Source organism: Bordetella genomosp. 5 (genome assembly GCF_002261475.1).
In the GTDB taxonomy this organism is placed as follows: domain Bacteria; phylum Pseudomonadota; class Gammaproteobacteria; order Burkholderiales; family Burkholderiaceae_B; genus Bordetella.
On the sequence record NZ_NEVN01000007.1, the window covers coordinates 119,796 to 142,245 of the forward strand.

General features: G+C 63.4%; 14 protein-coding genes, 2 tRNA genes and 4 rRNA genes. 10 read left to right on the top strand and 10 right to left on the bottom strand.

What is annotated here, in order from left to right:
- The first annotated feature begins 56 nt into the window (after positions 1–56).
- The 6 genes from leuS (at position 57) to CEK29_RS13515 (ending at position 6,809) form a co-directional block, all read left to right on the top strand.
- Entirely contained in the window at positions 57–2,714 is a 2,658-nt protein-coding gene (gene leuS / locus CEK29_RS13490) for a leucine--tRNA ligase (protein WP_094858427.1), read from the top strand.
- Positions 2,715–2,725: 11 nt separating this feature from the next.
- The gene (locus tag CEK29_RS13495) at positions 2,726–3,388 is read left to right on the top strand and encodes an LPS-assembly lipoprotein LptE (RefSeq protein WP_094800754.1); all 663 of its coding nucleotides are present in this window, start codon (positions 2,726–2,728) and stop codon (positions 3,386–3,388) included.
- A 3-nt stretch (positions 3,389–3,391) separates the two neighbouring features.
- A complete protein-coding gene (holA, locus tag CEK29_RS13500) occupies positions 3,392–4,444 on the top strand; it encodes a DNA polymerase III subunit delta (protein ID WP_094800756.1) in 1,053 nt (350 codons plus the stop codon).
- 189 nt (positions 4,445–4,633) lie between these two features.
- Positions 4,634–5,893, top strand: coding sequence for a glutamate-5-semialdehyde dehydrogenase (locus CEK29_RS13505; protein ID WP_094858428.1), 1,260 nt, complete (start codon positions 4,634–4,636; stop codon positions 5,891–5,893).
- 29 nt (positions 5,894–5,922) lie between these two features.
- Positions 5,923–6,285 (top strand): hypothetical protein, encoded by a 363-nt coding sequence (locus CEK29_RS13510; protein ID WP_094800760.1) that lies wholly within the window; start codon positions 5,923–5,925, stop codon positions 6,283–6,285.
- An 8-nt stretch (positions 6,286–6,293) separates the two neighbouring features.
- Positions 6,294–6,809 carry a GNAT family N-acetyltransferase gene (locus CEK29_RS13515; protein WP_094858429.1) on the top strand — a complete coding sequence of 172 codons (516 nt, stop codon included), beginning with the start codon at positions 6,294–6,296 and terminating at the stop codon, positions 6,807–6,809.
- 29 nt (positions 6,810–6,838) lie between these two features.
- Here the strand turns inward: CEK29_RS13515 and CEK29_RS13520 are convergent, their stop codons facing one another.
- Positions 6,839–8,248 (bottom strand): amidase family protein, encoded by a 1,410-nt coding sequence (locus CEK29_RS13520; protein WP_094800764.1) that lies wholly within the window; start codon positions 8,246–8,248, stop codon positions 6,839–6,841.
- A gap of 345 nt (positions 8,249–8,593) precedes the next feature.
- On the opposite strand from CEK29_RS13520, the gene CEK29_RS13525 reads away from it, so the two are divergent.
- Both CEK29_RS13525 and CEK29_RS13530 read left to right on the top strand, forming a co-directional pair.
- On the top strand, positions 8,594–9,550 hold the full coding sequence (locus CEK29_RS13525) for a 3-hydroxyacyl-CoA dehydrogenase NAD-binding domain-containing protein (protein ID WP_094858541.1): 957 nt from the start codon (positions 8,594–8,596) through the stop codon (positions 9,548–9,550).
- Positions 9,547–9,819: a GNAT family N-acetyltransferase gene (locus CEK29_RS13530; RefSeq protein ID WP_094858430.1), complete on the top strand. Its 273-nt coding sequence runs from the start codon at positions 9,547–9,549 to the stop codon at positions 9,817–9,819. Before CEK29_RS13525 ends, CEK29_RS13530 begins: the two co-directional genes overlap by 4 nt.
- Positions 9,820–10,031: 212 nt before the next feature.
- Here CEK29_RS13530 and CEK29_RS13535 read toward each other — a convergent pair whose 3' ends face one another.
- The 7 genes from CEK29_RS13535 to CEK29_RS13565 form a co-directional block, all read right to left on the bottom strand.
- Entirely contained in the window at positions 10,032–10,433 is a 402-nt protein-coding gene (locus tag CEK29_RS13535) for a YchJ family protein (RefSeq protein WP_176456905.1), read from the bottom strand.
- A 207-nt stretch (positions 10,434–10,640) separates the two neighbouring features.
- Positions 10,641–10,753 (bottom strand): 5S ribosomal RNA (rrf, locus tag CEK29_RS13540).
- 158 nt (positions 10,754–10,911) lie between these two features.
- Positions 10,912–11,024, bottom strand: a 5S ribosomal RNA gene (gene rrf, locus CEK29_RS13545).
- Positions 11,025–11,265: 241 nt separating this feature from the next.
- A 23S ribosomal RNA gene (locus tag CEK29_RS13550) occupies positions 11,266–14,149 on the bottom strand.
- A gap of 316 nt (positions 14,150–14,465) precedes the next feature.
- Positions 14,466–14,541 (bottom strand) — tRNA-Ala (locus CEK29_RS13555).
- Positions 14,542–14,565: 24 nt separating this feature from the next.
- Positions 14,566–14,642, bottom strand: a tRNA-Ile gene (locus CEK29_RS13560).
- A 90-nt stretch (positions 14,643–14,732) separates the two neighbouring features.
- Positions 14,733–16,263 (bottom strand): 16S ribosomal RNA (locus tag CEK29_RS13565).
- The 16S, 23S and 5S rRNA genes sit together here with 2 tRNA genes alongside, the layout of an rRNA operon.
- 1,729 nt (positions 16,264–17,992) lie before the next feature.
- Between CEK29_RS13565 and rng the strand changes: the two genes are divergently transcribed.
- Positions 17,993–19,456: a ribonuclease G gene (gene rng, locus CEK29_RS13570; RefSeq protein WP_094800819.1), complete on the top strand. Its 1,464-nt coding sequence runs from the start codon at positions 17,993–17,995 to the stop codon at positions 19,454–19,456.
- Positions 19,457–19,804: 348 nt separating this feature from the next.
- Here rng and CEK29_RS13580 read toward each other — a convergent pair whose 3' ends face one another.
- Both CEK29_RS13580 and CEK29_RS13585 read right to left on the bottom strand, forming a co-directional pair.
- The gene (locus CEK29_RS13580; RefSeq protein ID WP_094800823.1) at positions 19,805–20,008 is read right to left on the bottom strand and encodes a hypothetical protein; all 204 of its coding nucleotides are present in this window, start codon (positions 20,006–20,008) and stop codon (positions 19,805–19,807) included.
- A 189-nt stretch (positions 20,009–20,197) separates the two neighbouring features.
- Positions 20,198–20,755 (bottom strand): TetR/AcrR family transcriptional regulator, encoded by a 558-nt coding sequence (locus tag CEK29_RS13585; protein WP_094858433.1) that lies wholly within the window; start codon positions 20,753–20,755, stop codon positions 20,198–20,200.
- A gap of 118 nt (positions 20,756–20,873) precedes the next feature.
- On the opposite strand from CEK29_RS13585, the gene CEK29_RS13590 reads away from it, so the two are divergent.
- Positions 20,874–22,370 carry an MFS transporter gene (locus CEK29_RS13590; protein ID WP_094858434.1) on the top strand — a complete coding sequence of 499 codons (1,497 nt, stop codon included), beginning with the start codon at positions 20,874–20,876 and terminating at the stop codon, positions 22,368–22,370.
- Positions 22,371–22,450 lie beyond the last annotated feature (80 nt).

Genomic DNA, 22,450 nt, shown 5'->3' on the forward strand with positions numbered 1-22,450 from the left:
GTTTTGGCCGACCCGCCCCGGTGTCGGCCTCTTCCTCTTTCTACGCGCACGAGTCCATGCAGGAACGCTATCAACCCAACGCCGTCGAAGCGGCCGCCCAACAAGACTGGCAGGCCCGCGACGCCTATCTCGTCCAAGAGCACGCCCGCACCGCCGACGGTGAGGAAAAGCCCAAGTTCTACGCCTGCTCGATGCTGCCCTACCCCAGCGGCAAGCTGCACATGGGCCACGTGCGGAACTACACCATCAACGACATGATGGCGCGCCAGCTGCGCATGCGCGGCTACAACGTGCTGATGCCCATGGGCTGGGATGCCTTCGGCATGCCCGCCGAGAACGCCGCCATCAAGTCCAAGGTCCCGCCCGCCAAGTGGACGTACGACAACATCGCCTACATGAAGAAGCAGATGAAGGCGATGGGTCTGGCGATCGACTGGTCGCGCGAGATGTGCGCCTGCGATCCGGCCTACTACAAGTGGAACCAGTGGCTGTTCCTCAAGATGCTCGACAAGGGCATTGCCTACCGCAAGACGCAGGTCGTCAACTGGGATCCGGTCGACCAGACCGTGCTCGCCAATGAGCAGGTGATCGACGGCCGCGGCTGGCGTTCGGGTGCGCTGGTCGAGAAGCGCGAGATCCCCGGCTACTACCTGCGCATCACCGATTACGCCGAAGAGCTGCTGTCGCAAGTGCAGACGGGCCTGCCCGGCTGGCCCGAGCGCGTGCGCGTGATGCAGGAAAACTGGATCGGCAAATCCGAAGGCGTGCGCCTGGCGTTCCCGCACACGATCAAGGGTGCCGACGGCGCCCTCATCCAGGACGGCAAGCTCTACGTCTTCACGACGCGCGCCGACACGCTGATGGGCGTGACCTTCGCCGCCGTGGCGCCCGAGCATCCGCTCGCCACGCTGGCGGCCAGCACCAATCCGGCGCTCGCCGCCTTCATCGAGCAGTGCAAGCTGGGCGGCACCACCGAGGCCGAAATGGCCACGCGCGAAAAAGAAGGCATGCCCACCGGCCTGACCGTCTCGCATCCGCTCACCGGCGCACCCGTCGAGGTGTGGGTCGGCAACTACGTCCTGATGAGCTACGGCGACGGCGCCGTGATGGGCGTGCCCGCGCACGACGAACGCGACTTCGCCTTCGCCCGCAAGTACGGCCTCGCGATCCGCCAGGTCATCGCCCAAGAGGGCAAGACCTACTCCGACGCCGCCTGGCAGGAGTGGTACGGCGACAAGCAGACCGGCCGCACCGTGAATTCGGGCAAATACGACGGCCTGGCCTACAAGGAAGCCGTCGACGCGATCGCGGCCGACCTCGTCGCCGCCGGCCTCGGCGAAAAGCAGACCACCTGGCGCCTGCGCGACTGGGGCATCTCGCGCCAGCGCTACTGGGGCACCCCGATCCCGATCATCCATTGCGAAGACTGCGGCCCGGTGCCGGTGCCGGAGCAGGATCTCCCGGTGGTGCTGCCCGACGACCTCATCCCCGATGGCTCCGGCAATCCGCTCGCCAAGAACGAAGCCTTCCTGTCGTGCAAGTGCCCGAGCTGCGGCAAGCCCGCGCGCCGCGAAACCGACACGATGGACACGTTCGTCGACTCGTCGTGGTATTTCATGCGCTACACCTCGCCGGGCAACGGCGACGCGATGGTGGATGCCCGCAACGACTACTGGATGCCGATGGACCAGTACATCGGCGGCATCGAACACGCCGTGCTGCATCTGCTGTACGCACGATTCTGGACCAAGGTCATGCGTGACCTGGGCCTGCTCAATTTCGACGAGCCGTTCACCAAGCTGCTGTGCCAGGGCATGGTGCTCAACCACATCTACTCGCGCAAGACCCCGCAGGGCGGCGTCGAGTACTTCTGGCCCGAAGAAGTCGAAAACACCTACGACGCCAAGGGCGCCATCACCGGCGCGCGCCTGAAGTCCGACGGCAGCGAGATCACCTATGGCGGCGTGGGCACGATGTCCAAGTCGAAGAACAACGGCGTGGATCCGCAGTCGCTGATCGACACGCAGGGCGCCGATACCGCGCGCCTGTTCGTGATGTTCGCGAGCCCGCCCGAGCAAACGCTCGAGTGGTCCGACTCCGGCGTCGAAGGCGCCAACCGCTTCCTGCGCCGCCTGTGGGCGCTGTGCCACGCGCAGCGCGACGCCGTGGCGCGCGGTCTGGCCCAGGGCGCCGACTGGACGCAGGCGCCGGCCGCCGTCAAAGACCTGCGCCGCGAGGTCTACGGTCTGCTCAAGCAGGCCGATTACGACTACCAGCGCATCCAGTACAACACCGTCGTGTCGGCCTGCATGAAAATGCTCAACGCCATCGACAACGCCACGCTGCCCGAAGGCCCGGCCACGGACGCCGCGCTCGCCGAAACCATCGGCGTGCTGCTGCGCGTGCTCTACCCGGTCGTGCCGCACGTCACCTGGAATCTCTGGCGCGAACTCGGTTATGCCGCCCCGATGGGCGACCTGCTCGACGCCCCGTGGCCGCACGTCGACGAAGCGGCGCTGATCGCCGACGAAATCGAGCTGATGCTGCAGGTCAACGGTAAACTGCGCGGGTCGATCCGGGTCGCGGCGCAAGCCTCCAAAGACGAGATCGAGAAGCTGGCCGCCGCCCAGGAAGAGGTGGCCCGTTTCCTCGAGGGCCGTCCGCCCAAGCGCGTGATCGTCGTTCCGGGCAAGCTGGTCAACGTTGTAGGCTGATGAGGTCACGCATGAACATCGCCGGGCACTCCCCGCTCTCCTCCCTGAAATGGCTGGGCCGCGCCGCCGGCCTGGCGGTGCTCATGCTGCTGACGTCCTGCGGCTTCGCGCTCAAGGGCGAAACGCCGCTGCCGTTCGACACGATGTACATCGGCATTCCGGACAACACCCTGTTCGGCGCCGACCTGCGCCGCCAGCTGAAGGCGGCCTCGCCCAACACGCGTCAGGTCGAGCGTCCCGACGAAGCCGAAGCCATCCTGCAGCAGACCGAGATGCGGCGCACGCAGCGCGAAGTCTCGCTCAACGCGCAGGGCCGGGTCGAGGAATACGAACTGGGCGTCATCTTCAGCTTCCGCCTGATCGACAACAAGGGCAACGCCCTGTTGCCCGACACCACGTTCGCCGTCTATCGCGACATGCCCTACGACGAGCAGATCGTGCAGGCCAAGCAGACGCAGATGGAAACCCTCTACAAGGCCATGCAGCAGTCCATCGTGCAGCGTCTGATGCGTCGCCTGACGGCGCCCGACGTGCGCGTGGCCGCCGAGCGGGTCCGCGCGGGCAAGGCCGATCCCGACGCACCGGTCTTCGATCCGAAGTCCGCCGTGCCGCAAAACACCACGCCGCAACCCTGGAACAGCCCGAGCATCAACCGCCAGCTGGACCCGCTCTGACCGATGGCTCAGGCGATGGACGGTGACGGGCTCATCGACCACCTGCGGCGCGCGGGTGGCCGGCTGGCCCCGCTCTACACGATCTCCGGTGACGAGCCCCTGCTCGTCACCGAGGCCGTCGATGCGCTGCGCGCGACGGCACGCGAGGCCGGCTATACCGACCGGACCTCGATGGTGATGGACGCCCGCTCCGACTGGAGCGCGGTGGCCGCCGCCACGCAGAGCGTTTCGCTGTTCGGCGACCGGCGCCTGCTCGAGCTCAAGATCCCGACCGGCAAACCCGGCAAGACTGGCGGCGACACCCTCGCCAAGCTGGCCGAACAGGCTCAGGCCCAGCCCGACGATTCCACGTTGGTCGTGATCGCGCTGCCGCGCCTGGACAAGGCCACGCGCGAGTCGCGCTGGGCGCAGGCGGTGGCGCGCGCCGGCATCTATGCCGAGATACCCACCATCGAACGCGGCCGCCTGCCGGGCTGGATCGGCGCCCGTCTCGCGCGGCAAAACCAGCGCGCCGACTCGGCCACCCTGCAATGGATGGCCGACAAGGTCGAAGGCAACCTGCTGGCGGCCCACCAGGAAATCCAGAAGCTCGGCCTGCTTTACCCCGAAGGCGAGCTGGCGGGCGCCGACGTCGAGCGCGCCGTGCTCAACGTCGCCCGTTACGATGTCTTCGGCCTGCGCGACGCCATGCTGGCCGGCGACATCGGACGCACCGTCCGCATGATCGACGGCCTGCGCGCCGAGGGCGAGGCCTTGCCGCTGGTGCTCTGGGCCGTCGGCGAAGAGATCCGCCTGCTCGCTCGGATCGCCCAGGCGCGCGCCCAGAACCAGGACGTGCCCGGCCTGATGCGCCGGCTGCGCATCTTCGGCGCGCACGAACGGCTCGCGATGCAGGCGCTGTCGCGCGTGCCGCCTCAAGGCTGGCCCGCCGCCGTGCAGCACGCGCACGAAGTCGACCGGCTGATCAAAGGCCTGAGCGTGCCGGGCCGCCTGTCCGACGCCTGGGAAGAGATGACGCGGCTCGCGCTGCGCGTGGCCGCCGCCGGACGACCGTGAAGGCGGTTTCGACCGCCGCCTTCGCCCCCGCGATGTCGACCGGCGCCCGTCCGGTTCCGGCCGATACCGCACCCCACGATGCCCTGCCCGCCCTCCGACGACCGGACCGGGAGAGCCAGCTACACTTCCGGGGATAGCCCCAGACATACCGGACGCCGTTCCAACGGCGCAGCCAGCGAGACCACCGCCATGTCCACGATAGAACAGACCATGCTCGCCCTGGGCGAGAACGCCCGCCAGGCTTCACGCGCCATGATGCGCGCCAGCGGCGCCGCCAAGAACCGTGCCCTGCACATCATGGCCGAGACCCTCGGCGCCGAGCGCGACGCGCTGAAGGCCGCGAATGCGCGCGACCTCGACGCCGCACGCGCCAACGGCATCGAGCCGGCCCTGCTCGACCGCCTCACGCTGTCGGATCGCTCGATCGACCTGATGGCCGAAGGCCTGCGCCAGATCGCCAATCTGCCGGATCCGATCGGCAGCCTCACCGGCGCCAGCATCCGCCCCAATGGCATGCGCGTGGCGCAGATGCGGGTGCCGCTGGGCGTCATCGGCATCATTTACGAGTCCCGCCCCAACGTCACGATCGACGCGGCCGCGCTCTGCCTGAAGTCCGGCAACGCCACCATCCTGCGTGGCGGCAGCGAGGCGCTGCATTCGAACCTGGCTCTGGGCCGCATCGTGCAGGCCGGCCTGCGCGCGGCCGAGCTCCCGCCCGCCGCGGTGCAGGTCATCGACACGCCCGACCGGGCGGCCGTCGGCAAGCTGATCACCATGACCGAACACGTGGACGTCATCGTCCCGCGCGGCGGCAAGGGCCTGATCGCACGTCTCGCCCAAGAGGCGCGCGTGCCGCTCATCAAGCACCTCGATGGCAACTGCCACGTCTATGTGGATGCGGCAGCAGACCTCGATCGCGCCTTCGAGATCGCGTTCAACGCCAAGACCTACCGCTACGGTATCTGCGGCTCGATGGAAACGCTGCTGGTGCACGCCTCGGTGGCCTCGACCTTCCTGCCCCGTTTCGGCCGCGCGCTGAGCGAACACGGCGTGCAGCTGCGTGGTTGCGAACGCACGCGCGCCCTGCTGCCCGACGCCCTACCGGCCTCCGATGAAGACTGGGGCACCGAGTACCTCGGCCCGATCCTGGCGATCCGCGTGGTGGACACGCTCGACGATGCCATGGAGCACATCGCGCGCTGGGGCTCGGGCCATACCGATGCCATCGTCACGCAGGACCTGAGCGCAGCCGAGCGCTTCCAGCGCGAGGTCGATTCGAGCTCGGTCTATGTCAACCTGCCGACCTGCTTCGCCGATGGCTTCGAATACGGGCTGGGCGCGGAGATCGGCATCTCCACCAACCGGCTGCACGCGCGCGGCCCCGTGGGCCTCGAAGGCCTCACCACCCTGAAATGGGTACTCAACGGCGAAGGCCAGACCCGAGGTTAAGGCAAGTGGCAACTCAATCCCCGATCTTCATGTACATCTTCAGCCTGCTGGCGACCTGCTTCATCACGTGCACGATCAGCGGCCTGTATCTGTTCTTCGTGGCACAGCGCCAGGTGAATGCCGAACTCAAGCATCCTTACCTGAAGCACAAGCCCTTCGGCCAGTATCCGTTTTCGATCCGCGCGGCGATCTTTCTCGACTATTTCCTGCGCCTGATGTTTCCGCGTACCAAGTTCTGGATCGTGGGCCATGCCAACGAGCAGTTGGCGCACGTCGATCCCAAGCGCGTACCGCTGGCCGTCAAATGGCCGATCGTGGGATTCTGGGGCGCATGCTGGCTGGGCCTGATCGCCATGATCGCGCTCTGGACCATGCTGCTGCTGGGCGCCTGATCGCGGCCATGCAGCTACGCGCCTTCGACCCCGCCGATTTCGACGCGCTTGCGAGCTGGTTCGATAGCCAGCGAGCGGTCTCGCAATGGGGCGGCTCGCATGTCCGACATCCCCTCACGGCCGCGCAGTTCGAGGTCATGCTCGCCGAAGGCCGCGGAACGCGTCCGCAACGGCAATGCTGGACGGCCTGGCACGAAGACCGGGCGGTCGGCCACGGCCAGATCGCCTACGACTGGCAGGACGGCAACGCGCGGCTCGGGCGCATCGTGATCGCGCCACAGGCGCGTGGCCAGGGCCTGGCGCGGCCGATGCTGCGCCAGCTCATCGACCTGGCCTTCGACATGCCCGACATCCAGCGCGTGGAATTGAACGTCTACATGTTCAACGAGGTCGCGATCCACACCTACAAAACGCTGGGCTTCGCCTTCGAAGGCGTGCGCCGTTCGTCGACCCGCGTGGACGACGAACGCTGGGATACCGGCATGATGGGCCTGCTACGCCACGAGTGGCGCCCACCCGCATGAACGGCGGCGGCAGCGCCGCCCCGCGTGGTTCAGCCCGCCGGCTGCGCGATCTGCACGGGCGGTAGCGCCGCCTCGATCGCCGCGCCCGCGGCCAGGCAGAGGTCTTCGCGATACCGGCCCGCGATGATCTGCACGCCCATCGGCGCGGGGCCGTCCGGGCCCTGGGTCTCTCCCGTCGCCACCGACAGCGCCGGCAGCCCCATGAACGGCACGGCGATCTGCGTCAGCTGCGCCGCCCAGACGCGCGCGTAAGCCGACTCGCCCTGCAGGTCGAGGCCATCCGGAAACGGCACCTCGCTGGAGACGGGCGTGAGCAGCACCGGATAACGCGAGAAGAACAGCTCCCAGTCGCGTACCAGGGTGGCCCGGCGGGTCAGGGTCTGGACATAACCCGGCAGATCCAGCCCGCGCGCCACCTCCTGCTGTCCCGCCAGCGCGGTCATCGCGCCGGGATCCCCCTCGCGCCGCGCCGCATCCAGCATGGCATCGTACCCATCGGCGAGCCACATGCGCAGTTGCAGCGCAGCCGCTTCGCGCATCGGCGGCGGATCCACTTCATCCACTTCCCAACCGGCCTCGCGCAGGGACGCGGCCGCATCGCGCAGCGCCTTTTCGACAGCGGGCTGCACCTCGAGGCCTTCCGGACTCACGCACAGCGCCGCGCGCCGCGGCACGACCGGGCCCTGCAGCGGCGCCGGCACCCACCAGGGATCGCGCGGATCGGGCGCGGCCATGACGGCGAGCGCGAGCCGCACGTCGGCGATCGTCCGGGCCAGCGGCCCGGACACCGCGGTGATCTGGCCGCCGAGCGAGCGCTCCGGCAGCGCCGCGTTGAACGCCGCCACCCGGCCGAGCGTCGGCCGCAGACCGTGCACGCCGCAGGCATACGCGGGATAACGGATGGAGCCCGCGATGTCGGTGCCATGGGCGATGTGACCGATGCCGGCCGCCACCGCCGACGCCGCGCCGCCCGAGGAACCCCCGGGTGTGAGCCGGGCATTGCGCGGATTGCGCGTGGCGCCGTGCAGCAGATTGTCGGTGAACCAGCGCAGCGAGAACGCCGGGGTATTAGTACGACCGAGAATGACCGCGCCGGCCCGTTTGAGGTTGTCCACCACGGGGCTGTTCTCGCGCGCGATCACCTGGGCTTGCAGCTTCACGCCGTTGCTGGTCGCGTAACCGGCCTGGTCGATGTTGATCTTCACGGTCACCGGCACACCGGCCAGCGGCCCCGGATGCTCGCCGCGCGCACGGCTCGCATCGGCTTCGCGCGCCTGCGCGAGCACCTCGTCCGGACGATGATCCACCACCGCGTTCAGCTGCGGATTCACCGCGTCGAGCCGTTCCAGCGCGGCCTCTGCCGCCTCCACGGCCGACACCTCACCCGCCCGGATATGCCCGGCCAATTCCGCTGCCGACATGCGCCAAAGCTCAGTCACTCTGTTCCCCTTGCATCGTTGCGTTCGTCGTTGGTCACTGCGCCGCCCGCGGGCGGCGCGTTCCACCATAGCGCCCGCACCGTCATGGCACAAGTCCGACGCCGGCACCACGCGCCGCGCCCCTTGCATTCCCGCGGCGCAGTGAGCCATGCGTGGCGCCCCGCCCCGCGCACGCTCGCGCCCTCGTCAGCCACGCCTTGCGCCGCATCCCGCGCACACTCACGGGCGTCGTCAGCCACGCGTTGCGCCGCCCCGCAATGGGCGCATTCCCGGTTGCGCGGCCTGCTCCGCGACTGCAACATCAGCACTTCCGCATCCCATTCCCCGCGCTGGCGGGGCGCCAGCATGCACACCCCTCCCATCTCGCATGTCGCCGTGGTCGGCGGCGGCACCATCGGCGCCAGTTGGGCCGCCCTGTTCCTGGCCCGTGGCCTCTCGGTCGCCATGTTCGATCCGGCTCCCGACGCCTGCGCCCAGACCCTGGCGCGAATTCACGCCGCGTGGCCCGCGCTGACGCAGGCCGGGCTCGTCGTGGCCGGCGCCTCCCTTGATCAGCTACGCTTCGAGACCGAGCTCGAGGCCGCGCTGGATCAGGCCGACTTCGTCCAGGAAAACGCGCCCGAGCGCGAGGCGTTCAAGATCGACTTGTTTTCGCGCATGGATGCCGTGCTGCCCGAGCACGTGCTGATCGCCTCCAGCTCTTCCGGGCTCTTGATGAGCCGCCTGCAGTCCGGATGCCGCTACCCCGGGCGCTGCCTGATCGGCCATCCCTTCAACCCGCCGCACCTGATTCCGCTCGTCGAGGTGGTGGGCGGTGAGCGCACGGCGCCCGACGCGCTGGCGCGCGCGATGGATTTTTATCGCGGTCTGGGCAAATACCCGATAAGGCTCAACAAAGAAGTGCCCGGCCATATCGCCAACCGCCTGCAGGCGGCGCTATGGCGAGAAGCCGTACACCTCGTCGCCGAAGACGTCGCGAGCGTGGCCGACATCGATGCCGCGGTCGCGCAGGGCCCGGGCCTGCGCTGGGCGCTGTTCGGCCCGCACATGACGTTCAATCTGGGCGGCGGCGCCGGCGGCCTGCAGCATTTCATGGACCATCTGCTGGGTCCGATGCAGGCCTGGTGGGACGACCTCGGCCATCCCGAACTCACACCCGAGCTGCAGCGTAAACTGGTGGCTGGCGTGCAGTCCGAAGCCTCCGGCCGATCGCTCGCCAGCCTTGCCACCGAGCGCGATCAGCAATTGGGCGCCATTCTTGCCCTGTTGCGGTCCGCCAGACCAGGAGCCCCCACCGAATGAGCGACATTCACCACGACTCGGCGCGCCAGCGCTTCGAAACCCGCGTCGACGGCCACGCCTGCGAACTCGATTACCAGGTGCGCAATCAGGTCATGGCGATTCTGCATACCGGCGTGCCCCAGGCCGTCGGCGGCCGCGGCATTGCCGCCCGCCTCACTCAGTCGGCACTCGACTACGCACGCGACCAGGGTTGGCAGGTGCAGCCCCTGTGTTCCTACGCGGCGGCCTACATACGCCGGCACCCGCAATACGCCGACCTGGTTCGCTGACCCGCTCTGCGCGCGGCCTATCAACGATCCCGTGACACGGCGCCGGCCACGGCCGGCCGCATTCCTGCGATACGCAAGGCTGCGCTGACGCTGCCTGCTGAACGACGCCTATCGTGGCGGTCATCCCGCCGCAGAGCACTGCCGCGCCTCGTGGTGAGGCCACCCGCTCGAACAGGTGCAGCAAATGCGCGCGACTGCGGTCGAGCGCCCGCTCAGCGATGCTCGCCGTCCAGGTAGTACCAGCGGCCCTCGATGCGCTCGAATCGGCTGGTTTCGTGCATGCGCGTGGCCCGTCCGGCCTGACGGCAGCGGGCCACGAACTCCACGACCGCGTGGTCGGCGTCCGTTTGCGCACTGCGCTTCACCTCCAGGCCCAGCCATTTCAGGTCGGGCGCATTCGGCTCGAGCTCAGACGGCCGCGTCTCGGGATGCCAGGTCGCCAACAAATACGCGATCTCGTCCAGCACGAACGCGCTGTAGCGTGAGCGCATGAGCGCGGGCGCGTCGGGCGCCTGCAGCGCAAGCGGCCCCTGATGCCAGCGGCCGCAGCAAGCCTGGTAGTCCTTGCCCAGATCGCAGGGGCAGGCCGTCGAAGAAGAAGACATTTTTTTCACGCCGCTATTTTCCCATGATCGTCCGCCGCCCGACGCCACGATCGTCCGCCGCCCGACGCGCCGAGGCCATGATCGTCCGCCGGCCAATGCGCCCAGGCCATGAGCCTCCGCTGGCCGACGCGCCGAGGCTCAGCTCAGCCGCGGAGCGAGGCGCTCGCAAAAACAAAAACCCCGCCGGATCTCTCCAGCGGGGTTCGGGGCATAAAAGCCTGACGATGACCTACTTTCACAAACGAATGTTCACTATCATCGGCGCGAAGGCGTTTCACGGTCCTGTTCGGGATGGGAAGGAGTGGGGCCACCTTGCTGTGGTCGTCAGGCGTAACCGTGGGCGGTAGACGCCATATTCTTGCCAGGTCGATGTCCGGCGTATGCCGGCGCGGGCTACCTGAGCGAGCCCTGAATCTGCGAAGCCAGTGGCTTCACCTAAAAGACAAAACCCCACTGGCGTGAGCCAGTGGGGTTTTGAGCAATAAAAGCCTGACGATGACCTACTTTCACAAACGAATGTTCACTATCATCGGCGCGAAGGCGTTTCACGGTCCTGTTCGGGATGGGAAGGAGTGGGGCCACCTTGCTATGGTCGTCAGGCGTAACCGGTAAGCGGTTGACGCGAGGGTCAAGCACTTGAATCTGGAAGAAGCACCGCGCTCGTGTCGCAGTCGGGCCGGGCGGTATGCGCCGGGCGGGGACTGGTCATCGAGAGCACGTATTGTGTGTATGGGTTGCGTTGATTGTGTTTGAACGGCACTGGCACGATGTCGGCCAGCGTCACGTGCGAGGGGCAAGGGTTAGTTGCGCTCTACACGGTTAATTAAGACTTGAGAGTTATAGGATCAAGCCTCACGAGCAATTAGTATCGGTTAGCTTAACGCATTACTGCGCTTCCACACCCGACCTATCAACGTCCTGGTCTTGAACGACTCTTCAGGGGGGTCAAGCCCCCAGGGATACCTTATCTTCAGACGAGTTTCCCGCTTAGATGCCTTCAGCGGTTATCTCTTCCGTACTTAGCTACCCGGCAATGCCATTGGCATGACAACCGGTACACCAGAGGTACGTCCACTCCGGTCCTCTCGTACTAGGAGCAGGCTCCGTCAAGTATCCAACGCCCACGGCAGATAGGGACCAAACTGTCTCACGACGTTTTAAACCCAGCTCACGTACCTCTTTAAATGGCGAACAGCCATACCCTTGGGACCGGCTACAGCCCCAGGATGAGATGAGCCGACATCGAGGTGCCAAACACCGCCGTCGATATGAACTCTTGGGCGGTATCAGCCTGTTATCCCCAGAGTACCTTTTATCCGTTGAGCGATGGCCCTTCCATTCAGAACCACCGGATCACTATGTCCTGCTTTCGCACCTGTTCGACTTGTCAGTCTCACAGTCAAGCACGCTTATGCCATTGCACTATCAGCACGATTTCCGACCGTACCTAGCGTACCTTCGAACTCCTCCGTTACGCTTTGGGAGGAGACCGCCCCAGTCAAACTGCCCACCATGCACTGTCCCCGATCCGGATAACGGACCAAGGTTAGAACCGCAAACAAACCAGGGTGGTATTTCAAGGTTGGCTCCACGAGATCTAGCGACCTCGCTTCAAAGCCTCCCACCTATCCTACACAGACCGGTTCACAGTCCAATGCAAAGCTACAGTAAAGGTTCATGGGGTCTTTCCGTCTAGCCGCGGGTAGATTGCATCATCACAAACACTTCAACTTCGCTGAGTCTCGGGAGGAGACAGTGTGGCCATCGTTACGCCATTCGTGCAGGTCGGAACTTACCCGACAAGGAATTTCGCTACCTTAGGACCGTTATAGTTACGGCCGCCGTTTACCGGGGCTTCGATCAAGAGCTTGCACCCCATCACTTAACCTTCCGGCACCGGGCAGGCGTCACACCCTATACGTCGACTTTCGTCTTTGCAGAGTGCTGTGTTTTTAATAAACAGTCGCAGCCACCGATTCTCTGCGACCCCATCATGCTCAGCGCGCAGGCGCATCACACTACCGGGGTATACCTTCTCCCGAAGTTACGGTATCAATTTGCCGAGTTCCTTCTCCCGAGTTCTCTCAAGCGCCTTGGAATATTCATCCCGTCCACCTGTGTCGGTTTGCGGTACGGTCTCGTATAGCTGAAGCTTAGAGGCTTTTCTTGGAACCACTTCTAATCACTTCGCGAGACATGCTCGCTCGAGCCACACCCTTGATTTACGCGCCCGGATTTGCCTAAGCGCCATCTTCAATGCAGCAACAGGGACATCCAACACCCTGATGATCTTCCGCGATCCGTCCCCCCATCGCACTATACGACGGTGCTGGAATATTAACCAGCTTCCCATCAGCTACGCATCTCTGCCTCGCCTTAGGGGCCGACTCACCCTGCGCCGATGAACGTTGCGCAGGAAACCTTGGACTTACGGCGAGGGGGCTTTTCACCCCCTTTATCGCTACTCATGTCAGCATTCGCACTTCTGATACCTCCAGCAGCCTTCACAAGCCACCTTCGCAGGCTTACAGAACGCTCTCCTACCGCGTATATCTAAAGATATACACCCGCAGCTTCGGTTTATCGCTTAGCCCCGTTACATCTTCCGCGCAGGACGACTCGATCAGTGAGCTATTACGCTTTCTTTAAAGGGTGGCTGCTTCTAAGCCAACCTCCTGACTGTCTATGCCTTCCCACTTCGTTTCCCACTTAGCGATAATTTGGGACCTTAGCTGGCGGTCTGGGTTGTTTCCCTCTTGAGTCCGGACGTTAGCACCCGGTGCTCTGTCTCCCAAGCTGTACTTGCAGGTATTCGGAGTTTGCCATGGTTTGGTAAGTCGCCATGACCCCCTAGCCATAACAGTGCTCTACCCCCTGCAGTAATACTTGAGGCACTACCTAAATAGTTTTCGGAGAGAACCAGCTATTTCCAGATTTGTTTAGCCTTTCACCCCTATCCACAGCTCATCCCCTAGTTTTTCAACACTAGTGGGTTCGGTCCTCCAGCACGTGTTACCGTGCCTTCAACCTGGCCATGGGTAGATCATCTGGTTTCGGGTCTACACCCAGCGACTGAACGCCCTATTCGGACTCGCTTTCGCTACGCCTTCCCTATCCGGTTAAGCTTGCCACTGAATGTAAGTCGCTGACCCATTATACAAAAGGTACGCCGTCACCCCACAAGGAGGCTCCGACTGTTTGTATGCACACGGTTTCAGGATCTATTTCACTCCCCTTCCGGGGTTCTTTTCGCCTTTCCCTCACGGTACTGGTTCACTATCGGTCGATCACGAGTATTTAGCCTTGGAGGATGGTCCCCCCATCTTCAAACAGGATTTCACGTGTCCCGCCCTACTTATCTCACGCTTAGTTCCACTATCAACATTTCGTCTACAGGGCTATCACCTGCTACGGCCAGACTTTCCAGACTGTTCGACTATGCTGTTAGCTAAAACGTGAAGGCTCTTCCGATTTCGCTCGCCACTACTTTCGGAATCTCGGTTGATTTCTTTTCCTCGAGCTACTGAGATGTTTCAGTTCACCCGGTTCGCTTCCACTGACCTATGTATTCAGTCAGGGATACCGCTTGCGCGGTGGGTTTCCCCATTCGGATATCTACGGATCAAAGCTTGTTTGCCAGCTCCCCGTAGCTTTTCGCAGGCTACCACGTCCTTCATCGCCTGTGATCGCCAAGGCATCCACCATGTGCACTTAGTCGCTTGATCCTATAACACTGAAGTCTTATAGGACGCTTGTTGACATTTCGCGTTTGTGCCGTTCTATCAAAGCTTTTCTCAACACACACTTGCGTGCGCATCGAGCTTGAGACTTTGGAACAAAATCATGCAATCACAACCCGTATCCATCTTCATCAGGCTTGCGCCGATTACTTGATGAACACTTTACGTTGTGCTTCTTCCAAATTGTTAAAGAACAAATATAGCTGTCAGGCCTAAACCCAACGATTAACACTGACTCGCAGCGCTAATCGTTGAACTCTTGCTGTCTAGATTTCTACCAACACCCGGCTAAGCCAGGCAGTGGTGGAGGTGAACGGGATCGAACCGATGACATCCTGCTTGCAAAGCAGGCGCTCTCCCAGCTGAGCTACACCCCCATACCCCGATCACTCGGAATAACTTGGTGGGTCTGGTTGGATTCGAACCAACGACCCCCGCCTTATCAAGACGGTGCTCTAACCGACTGAGCTACAGACCCCAGACTCTTTCTCTCGGATCTGTACGATCCACAGCAGCTATATTTCAACAACCGATAAGCGTGGACACTTGCTACGAGCGCTAAGCTCTTAAAGGAGGTGATCCAGCCGCACCTTCCGATACGGCTACCTTGTTACGACTTCACCCCAGTCATGAATCCTACCGTGGTAATCGCCCTCCTTACGGTTAGGCTAACTACTTCTGGTAAAACCCACTCCCATGGTGTGACGGGCGGTGTGTACAAGACCCGGGAACGTATTCACCGCGACATGCTGATCCGCGATTACTAGCGATTCCGACTTCACGCAGTCGAGTTGCAGACTGCGATCCGGACTACGATCGGGTTTCTGGGATTGGCTCCCCCTCGCGGGTTGGCGACCCTCTGTCCCGACCATTGTATGACGTGTGAAGCCCTACCCATAAGGGCCATGAGGACTTGACGTCATCCCCACCTTCCTCCGGTTTGTCACCGGCAGTCTCATTAGAGTGCCCTTTCGTAGCAACTAATGACAAGGGTTGCGCTCGTTGCGGGACTTAACCCAACATCTCACGACACGAGCTGACGACAGCCATGCAGCACCTGTGTTCCGGTTCTCTTGCGAGCACTCCCAAATCTCTTCGGGATTCCAGACATGTCAAGGGTAGGTAAGGTTTTTCGCGTTGCATCGAATTAATCCACATCATCCACCGCTTGTGCGGGTCCCCGTCAATTCCTTTGAGTTTTAATCTTGCGACCGTACTCCCCAGGCGGTCAACTTCACGCGTTAGCTGCGCTACCAAGGCCCGAAGGCCCCAACAGCTAGTTGACATCGTTTAGGGCGTGGACTACCAGGGTATCTAATCCTGTTTGCTCCCCACGCTTTCGTGCATGAGCGTCAGTGTTATCCCAGGAGGCTGCCTTCGCCATCGGTGTTCCTCCGCATATCTACGCATTTCACTGCTACACGCGGAATTCCACCTCCCTCTGACACACTCTAGCTCGGTAGTTAAAAATGCAGTTCCAAAGTTAAGCTCTGGGATTTCACATCTTTCTTTCCGAACCGCCTGCGCACGCTTTACGCCCAGTAATTCCGATTAACGCTTGCACCCTACGTATTACCGCGGCTGCTGGCACGTAGTTAGCCGGTGCTTATTCTGCAGGTACCGTCAGTTGCACGGGGTATTATCCCGTGCCGTTTCTTTCCTGCCAAAAGTGCTTTACAACCCGAAGGCCTTCATCGCACACGCGGGATGGCTGGATCAGGGTTTCCCCCATTGTCCAAAATTCCCCACTGCTGCCTCCCGTAGGAGTCTGGGCCGTGTCTCAGTCCCAGTGTGGCTGGTCGTCCTCTCAAACCAGCTACGGATCGTCGCCTTGGTGAGCCATTACCCCACCAACTAGCTAATCCGATATCGGCCGCTCTAATAGTGCGAGGCCCGAAGGTCCCCCGCTTTCCCCCGAAGGGCGTATGCGGTATTAGCTACGCTTTCGCGTAGTTATCCCCCGCTACTAGGCACGTTCCGATACATTACTCACCCGTTCGCCACTCGCCACCAGACCGAAGTCCGTGCTGCCGTTCGACTTGCATGTGTAAAGCATCCCGCCAGCGTTCAATCTGAGCCAGGATCAAACTCTTCAGTTTAATCTCTGTTTTGCGCCGCTATCCGAAGACAGCGACTTCGCTTGCTCTCAAAGGAAGTGAGGTTTAAAAAACCTTACTTCATATTGTGAGCACTTTGATACTTTTGCTTTGTCTGCCAGACCGAAATCTGACCGACTGCGCACTCGCATCAAGTGCCCACACTTATCGGCTGTTTAGTTGTTAAAGAGCGGTACTGCTAAATTCTTGCCCACTTACTGACTCGCCTCGCTGCGCCGCTTTCGCTTCGCGTCGTTTGCTGTGTCAGCAGCAGAGAAACGAGATTATGAAGAAGTTTTTTTCGTTTGTCAACTCAGTTTTGAATTTATTTATTCATCACGTCGCTGACTCACTTACCAACCACCTCACTCGCTTCCGGCTCGCTGCGTCGTTGCCGACATCGCTTGCCTTCTGCTTTGGCCTTTCTCAGAACATCAGGGTTAACCCTAACGTTTTGACAACTGCCAAGTCCGAAACTATAACACAGTTTTTGCAGATCGTGCAACTCAGTGCGCACAATTTGCAGCTCACCGTGCAACGCTGGAATTCGGTAAGCCCTTTCGGACAACCTCGGAAGCAAGCTTCCGTTCCTGCGCTGAAAGCCCTGTTTCGCGCCTCGCGTCCCACTCAGGTGGCAACCGCTTTGAGGCCGGCGAAACAGCACTTGCCGCTTCGGCTTCGTCGTTCACACTGTTGTGTGAGCAGCGAAGGGGGCGAACTATAGCACGGAAAAAAACGCCGTGTCATCCAAATGCCAAATTTTCTTCATTTCGATGAAAAAAAAGCGGCACGCTCTCTGATTTCTCGGGGAAGAATGACTCGCTTCCCAGGGAAAAGCAGGCTTTGGTGCAATGGAAGATGCCCTGGGGGCCGGGGTTCACGCCCTGGCACACTGTCAGGCAAGCAATGTTCTCGGCGTAATCCTGAAGAACAAGGGAGTAGGACTCTCCCTGAATGCGACAGTTCCTGCGTCACAGCAAATTTTTTCTCGCGGGGCGGGGACGCATCTTGGACAGGCTGTGCCAACGCGGTCCTCTGCCCCGCCCTCCCCCCTCTACTCTATATAGGGAGCGAGTGCGTTAGGTCCAACAACGGGCCGTGCATCCCGCCGGTATTGCGCAGCCGTACCGTTGCGCGTCTTTCGGCATCGGCCAAAGGCGCCGCCCCCGATGCGCGCGACAGGCGCGCATGCGGACAGACCCGGTCGCATGGCGGGCAGCTTCTGCGCAGAGGATCGCCTCGCTATATATAGGTGCGCGTTCCCTGGCGGGCTGTCCGGCTACAGATGTGCCAGGCCACGTGGGCACGCGATCGCCCGCCCGTCCGCCCGACCTATCGACCTATCGACCTATCGACCTATCGACCTATCGACCTATCGACCTATCGACCTATCGACCTATCGACCTAGCGACCTAGCGACCGCGTGAATCGAGGGAACCGCGGCCTAGGGGTCGCTGCATCGCCATATAGTTGACTCGCTAGGCCTCCACGTCGCCGTATCGCCGTATCGCCGGCTCCTCTGACCGCCGGATCGCCAGGAAGCCCCCCAAGACGCGCCTCCGCTATATATAGCGGGTGCAGAGGCGCGGACTCCGCTGCCGGCACGCGCGCGCGCCACCACTGGCGGCGCTCACAGGAACGTCAGCGACAAGCAGCCCGTCATCGCACGGACGGGCTGCGGGACTTACGGTACCCTACGCCATCGAGGACCGCATCTACGACACGGACAACAATGACAGAAGATATCCTGGTTAACGTCACCCCTTTCGAGACCCGTGTTGCCCTGGTGGCCCAAGGCGCCGTGCAGGAGCTGCACGTCGAACGCAGCATCCAGCGTGGCCAGGTCGGCAATATCTATCTCGGTCGTGTCGTGCGGGTATTGCCGGGCATGCAGAGTGCCTTTATCGATATCGGGCTCGAGCGCGCGGCCTTCATCCACATTGCGGACCTGCGCGAGAATCGCCTGGAGCGTAGCCAGGGGCACAATCCGACGCCCATCGAGAAGCTGCTGTTCGAGGGTCAGACCTTGATGGTGCAGGTGATCAAGGATCCGCTGGGCACCAAGGGCGCGCGCCTGTCCACGCAGATCAGCATTGCCGGCCGCATGCTGGTGTACCTGCCGCACGACCCGCACATCGGCATTTCTCAGAAGATCGACTCCGAGGTGGAGCGCGTTCAGCTGCGCGAGCGGCTGCAGAAGCTCATGCCCGAAGAAGAGAAAGGCGGTTTCATCGTACGCACGCAGGCCGAAGGCGCAAACGACGAGGAAATCGCGGCGGATCTGGAATACCTGCGCAAACTCTGGAGCAGCGTGCAGGCCGCGGCGCGCACTCACCCCGCCCCCACCGCGCTGCATCGCGACCTGACACTCGGTCAGCGCGTGCTGCGCGACATGGTCAGCCCGCACACCGGCAGCATTCTGGTGGACTCGCGCAGCACCACGGCCGAGCTGCAGGAATGGGCCCGCGTGTACACGCCCTCGGTGGCCGACCGCATCCGTCATTACAGTGGCGAACGGCCTCTGTTCGACACCGCCAATGTCGACGAAGAAATTGCGCGCGCCCTGTCGCGCCGGGTCGACCTGAAGTCCGGCGGCTATCTGATCGTGGACCAGACCGAAGCCCTCACGACGGTGGACGTGAACACGGGCGGTTTCGTGGGCGGCCGGAATTTCGACGACACCATCTTCAAGACCAATCTCGAGGCCGCGCAAGCCATCGCGCGCCAGTTGCGTCTGCGCAATCTGGGCGGCATCGTGATCCTGGACTTCATCGATATGGAGGACGCCGAGCATCGGGACACCGTGCTGAGCGAACTCAAGAAGGCGCTGTCGCGCGATCGCACGCGCATGACCGTGAATGGCTTCACGCAGCTGGGCCTGGTCGAAATGACGCGCAAGCGCACCCGCGACTCGCTCGCGCATCAGCTGTGCGAACCCTGCCCGATGTGCCAGGCGCGCGGCAACGTGCGTACCGCGAGGACGGTCTGCTACGAGATCCTGCGCGAAATCCTGCGCGAGGCACGGCAGTTCAACCCCAAGGAATTCCGCATCCTCGCGGCGCAGAGCGTGGTGGATCTATTCCTGGAAGAAGAAAGCCAGCATCTGGCCATGCTGGGCGATTTCGTGGGCAAGCCGATCTCGCTGGAGGTCGAGGCGACCTACTCGCAAGAGAACTACGACATTATTTTGATTTAGGCGTACCGGGTTCTGACCCTCTCGAGATGATGCAACAGTTCGCAAGAGCGCGATCAATGCGCGTCGTGACCGAGTATGGTGTAGGCGCAGGCGGAAACATTTTCCGCCTGATCCACGGAGTCGCCAGCATGGCACCGGCAGCCAAACACACCATGGTGATGTCTGAGTACCAGGCAGGGGCAATGGGAGCCCTCTGGGCCCGCGCCAATAGTTCCGACGAATGCGCCGCAGAGGCTGCCGCTCAAGCCTGGTACGCCCGAACGCCTCCGACGCAGCGGTATCGCTCCATGTTGGAACGGTATCTCGCTGGGACGTTCTACATCCACGTCCACGGGCTCTGAGCCCTTTCTAAGCGAATTCAAGGTCACGTAACGCGACCTCACCTGCCGCCTGCGCGGAGGCGAACGTGAGGAACCGCTCCCGCGCTTCCGTGATGGAGTGAATTCGCCCGGCATCCTCGTCGATCGTGAGAATGCGCCAGAAAAAGCTGACCGTATTGGGCTGGAGGATCTCGACTGTGCTGATCAGCGAGGTCCCGGGGTGCTGCTTCATGGCTTTCCAATATAGGGACACCCCTGACCACACTCAGCGTATGCCTTTGCCGGGCTGGGGTTCCCCGGAGGTCAGCAACAATCATGCCCTTGTTCAGCCTCTTGCAAGTTCCAAGCCGGGCGCGCGCCCGAACACGTCGATCTGATCAGGTAATGCACACCCTTGCGCCGCGGCCGCGCGCCCCGGCGCTCAACGCTTCCGGGCGGGTGGCGCGGGCAGGAGGCTGCGGATGTCTTCGAATGCGGCGTCCCAATCGGTGGCGTCCATGGGCAGCAGGTTGAAGAAACGCAGCATGAAGGCGCCTTCGGTGGCCAGGAACGCGAGGCGCGCCCGGCGCCCGGCCTCGGTGGTCAGGTCCAGGCCGTCGATGCGGCTGCGATACCAGGCCTGGGTGCTGGCCAGGTGTTCGGGCGACTGGATCAGGGTGGCCATCAGGCCGGCGGCTTTGGCGTTGGAGAGCGCGTCGGAGCCGTGGGTGGCGCCCACGTGCCCCGCGATGCGCTCGAGCGGGCCGGGCGACGTGCCCGCGATGTCGGCGAACAGGGTTTCGTAGCCTTTGCCGAAGCGCTCGAACAGGGCGTCGATGAGCGCGTCCTTGCTGCCGTAGCAGTACTGGATGCCGCCTTTGGTCACGCCCATTTCGCGGGCGACGGCGTCGATGGTGAGGCCGGCCGCGCCTTCGCGGGCGACGATGGCTTCCGCCGCGTCGAGCACTTTGTCGCGGTCGATGGTTCGCTTGCGCCCCATATTCGCCCTCTTTTCAATACATACGTATGGATTTATATTATAGCCCACGGACCTCTCGTCCGGTGTCCATGTTGGCCCTTCCTCGCGCTCGCGAGAAGCCGGGCCGAGGTGTTGTTTCATGCAGTCCCTTCCGCTTTCCCCCAACCGCTGGCGCGTCCTGGCGATCGTCTCGGTCGCGCTGCTTCTGATCACGGTGGATGCCACCGTCCTGTACGCCGCCCTTCCCCGCCTGACCCACGCCCTGCACGCGGACGCGTCCGCCAAGCTGTGGATCATCAACGCCTACCCGCTGGCGGTCACGGGCCTGCTGCCCGGCGCGGGCGCGCTGTCGGATCGCTTCGGCGCCAAGCGCATGTTCGTCTCGGGTCTGATCGTGTTCGGTCTGGCGTCGGCCTGCGTGGCCTTTTCGCCCACCGCCGCGTGGCTCATTGCGAATCGCGTGCTGCTGGCCCTCGGCGCGGCCATGATGATGCCGGCCACCCTGTCGCTGCTGCGCCACGCCTTCACCGACGCGCGCGAACGGGCGCTCGCCATCGGCGTGTGGGCGGCCATCGCCGCGGGCGGTGCCGCGCTCGGCCCCGTCGTGGGCGGCATCCTGCTGGAATTCTTCTGGTGGGGCTCGGTGTTCCTCATCAACGTGCCGATCGTGTTGCTGCTGCTGTGGCCCGCGACGCGCATCGCCGAGGCGGACGCGGGTCATGCCGTGCGTCCTTTCGATCCGGTGGGCTCCGTGCTGATCCTGATCGGCATGGTGGGCGTGGTCTACGCCATCAAGGAATTCAGCATGCCGCAGCCCTGGTACGCCGGCGCGAGCGTCGCCGCCCTGCTCGGCGTGGTGTTTTGCGGGGTGTTCGTGCGGCGCCAGCGGCGCAGCGCTCGGCCGATGATCGATTTCGGCCTGTTCCGCCTGCCTGCGTTCCGCCAAGGCGTGCTGGTGGCGCTGGTGGCGAGCTCCACGCTGGTGGGCATGGAGCTCGTGTTGAGCCAGCGCCTGCAACTGGTCATGGGCATGAGTCCGCTGCACGCCGCGCTCTATCTGTTGCCGGTGCCCGCCGCCGCCGCGGTGTCCGGTCCGCTGGCCGGCCTGATGATCGGGCGCGCAGGTCAGCAGACCGTGATGCGCGCGGCGTTGCTGACGGCCGGCCTCGGCATGGCGGGCACCGCGCTGCTGCATGCGCACTCGCCGATGATTCAGGTGATTGCCTTGTCGGTGCTGGGGCTGGGCCTGGGCGCCGCGATCACCGCCGCCTCGAACGCAGTGATGGGCAGCGCGCCGGTGGAGAGCGCCGGCATGGCGGCGTCGATCGAAGAGGTCTCTTATGAGATGGGCCATGTGCTGGGCGTGACGCTGCTGGGCAGCCTGCTGACGGCGGTGTACGCCCGCACCCTGGTGACGCCCGCCGCGCTGCAAGCCGACGCAGCCGTGCGCGACAGCCTGGACCAGGCGTTGGAGATGGCGAGCCGGCTCGATGCGGGCACCGGCGCCGAGCTGGTCCGGCTGGCGCATGGTGCCTTCGATCACGCTTATGTGATCGTGGTGGCGGTGGCCGCGGCGGTGCTGCTGCTGACGGCGCTCGGCCTGCGCGGCCGGTCGCAGGCCATGCGGCCGGGCTGAGGCCCGCGCGCCGCCGCCGAAGGGCGACACAACCGACGCGCTGCACGCGATGCGAGGGCGCGCCAAGGCGGGCCGTCAAC

Excerpts from the sequence above, each read along its gene's own strand:
- leuS (WP_094858427.1), top strand. The coding sequence starts at position 57 with ATGCAGGAACGCTATCAACCCAACGCCGTCGAAGCGGCCGCCCAACAA.
- CEK29_RS13495 (WP_094800754.1), top strand. The coding sequence starts at position 2,726 with ATGAACATCGCCGGGCACTCCCCGCTCTCCTCCCTGAAATGGCTGGGC.
- holA (WP_094800756.1), top strand. The coding sequence starts at position 3,392 with ATGGCTCAGGCGATGGACGGTGACGGGCTCATCGACCACCTGCGGCGC.
- CEK29_RS13505 (WP_094858428.1), top strand. The coding sequence starts at position 4,634 with ATGTCCACGATAGAACAGACCATGCTCGCCCTGGGCGAGAACGCCCGC.
- CEK29_RS13510 (WP_094800760.1), top strand. The coding sequence starts at position 5,923 with ATGTACATCTTCAGCCTGCTGGCGACCTGCTTCATCACGTGCACGATC.
- CEK29_RS13515 (WP_094858429.1), top strand. The coding sequence starts at position 6,294 with ATGCAGCTACGCGCCTTCGACCCCGCCGATTTCGACGCGCTTGCGAGC.
- CEK29_RS13525 (WP_094858541.1), top strand. The coding sequence starts at position 8,594 with ATGCACACCCCTCCCATCTCGCATGTCGCCGTGGTCGGCGGCGGCACC.
- CEK29_RS13530 (WP_094858430.1), top strand. The coding sequence starts at position 9,547 with ATGAGCGACATTCACCACGACTCGGCGCGCCAGCGCTTCGAAACCCGC.
- rng (WP_094800819.1), top strand. The coding sequence starts at position 17,993 with ATGACAGAAGATATCCTGGTTAACGTCACCCCTTTCGAGACCCGTGTT.
- CEK29_RS13580 (WP_094800823.1), bottom strand. The coding sequence starts at position 20,008 with ATGAAGCAGCACCCCGGGACCTCGCTGATCAGCACAGTCGAGATCCTC.
- CEK29_RS13585 (WP_094858433.1), bottom strand. The coding sequence starts at position 20,755 with ATGGGGCGCAAGCGAACCATCGACCGCGACAAAGTGCTCGACGCGGCG.
- CEK29_RS13590 (WP_094858434.1), top strand. The coding sequence starts at position 20,874 with ATGCAGTCCCTTCCGCTTTCCCCCAACCGCTGGCGCGTCCTGGCGATC.